The organism is Flavicella sediminum, assembly GCF_006381105.1.
GTDB classification, from domain to species: Bacteria; Bacteroidota; Bacteroidia; order Flavobacteriales; family Flavobacteriaceae; genus Flavicella; species Flavicella sediminum.
The window spans coordinates 1-1541 of sequence record NZ_VDET01000061.1; the positions used below are offsets into that span (position 1 = coordinate 1).

Here is a 1541-nt window from a genome sequence, read left to right on the forward strand (position 1 = left end):
TGTATATTCTTTCTAAAAAAAAATACTTTCCAATGAATTGTAGCGTGAAAATACCCCGTTACGCTACAATTCTAAAAATAAATAACTATTAATTTAAAAACACAATTATGTTAAACACAATAATAACAATGATTGAGCCTACTGCTGCTGAAAACGCAAAGGCTATAGAAGGTATCGTAGGAGACATGGGAATGCTTTGGATGCTATTATCAGGTATTTTAGTATTCTTTATGCAAGCAGGTTTTACCTTAGTTGAATCCGGATTTACAGATTCAAAAAATGCGGTAAACATTGCCATGAAAAACTTTTTAGATGTAGCCGTTGGTTCGCTGTCTTTCTGGTTTGTTGGTTACTCTTTAATGTACGGTGAAGATATCTCAAAAGCAGGATGGTTTCACTGGGGAGATTTCGTATTCTCACAAGGATCTGCTGATTTATTCTTCCAAACTGTATTTGCTGCCACTGCTGCTACTATTGTATCTGGTGCTATTGCAGGAAGAACTAAATATACAACTTACGCTATCTTTTCTGTAGTAATGAGTGCTATCATATACCCAATTGCCGGTGGTTGGGAATGGAATGGTGGTTGGTTAAATGCTGAATGGATGCCTGCTGAGTTTATTGATTTTGCTGGATCTTCAATCGTACACTCTGTTGGTGGATGGGCTGCATTAGTTGCTGCTTGGATGGTTGGACCTAGAATTGGTAAATACATCAACGGTAAATCTGTTGAAATGCCAGGACACAATCAAATTCTTGCAACATTAGGTGTTTTTATCCTTTGGTTAGGATGGTTCGGATTTAATGGTGGATCTCAATTAGCTTGGGGAGGTGACGACGCAACTGCAGCATCAACTGTTGTACTTGTAACCAATCTTGCCGCTGCAGCTGGTGCACTAGGAGCCTTACTACTTACCTGGATTAAGGACGGAAAACCGAATTTAGGAATGACATTAAACGGATCACTTGCTGGTTTGGTAAGTATCACTGCTGGTTGTGGAAACATGTCTGAAGGTGGAGCCGTATTAGCTGGTTTGATTGGAGGTATCATTGTTGTATTCTCTATTGAATTTATCGACAAGAAATTAAAAATTGACGATGCTGTAGGTGCTGCTTCTGTTCACGGTGTTTGTGGAGCATGGGGAACCTTAGTTATTGGACTTTGGGGAATTGATGGTGATACTGGTATTGGACTATTCAATGGTGGAGGAACAAGCCAATTAGCCGCACAAGCAATCGGTGTGTTAGCTTATGCTATTTGGGCAATCGTAATGGCATTCTTTTTCTTTTATATTCTAAAGAAAACTATTGGATTGAGAGTTTCTGCAGAAGAAGAAGAATTAGGTCTTGATATTGCTGAACACGGTACAATTGCTTACCACGGAAAAAGAGTTAGAGGACTGGATGAAGAATAACATTCTCCTCCTCACTATTATTTAATATATAAAGGTCTTGTAGTTACTACAAGGCCTTTTTTTCTGCTTACGAATATCTTTCTTTAAATTATTTACGTATAAACACCTACCTACCTACCTACCTAC

General features: G+C 38.4%; 1 protein-coding gene. It reads left to right on the top strand.

The window, feature by feature from the left end:
* Positions 1 to 128: 128 nt before the first annotated feature.
* Entirely contained in the window at positions 129 to 1415 is a 1287-nt protein-coding gene (locus FGM02_RS17880) for an ammonium transporter (RefSeq protein WP_394344449.1), read from the top strand.
* Positions 1416 to 1541 lie beyond the last annotated feature (126 nt).

Excerpts from the sequence above, each read along its gene's own strand:
- FGM02_RS17880 (WP_394344449.1), top strand. The coding sequence starts at position 129 with ATGATTGAGCCTACTGCTGCTGAAAACGCAAAGGCTATAGAAGGTATC.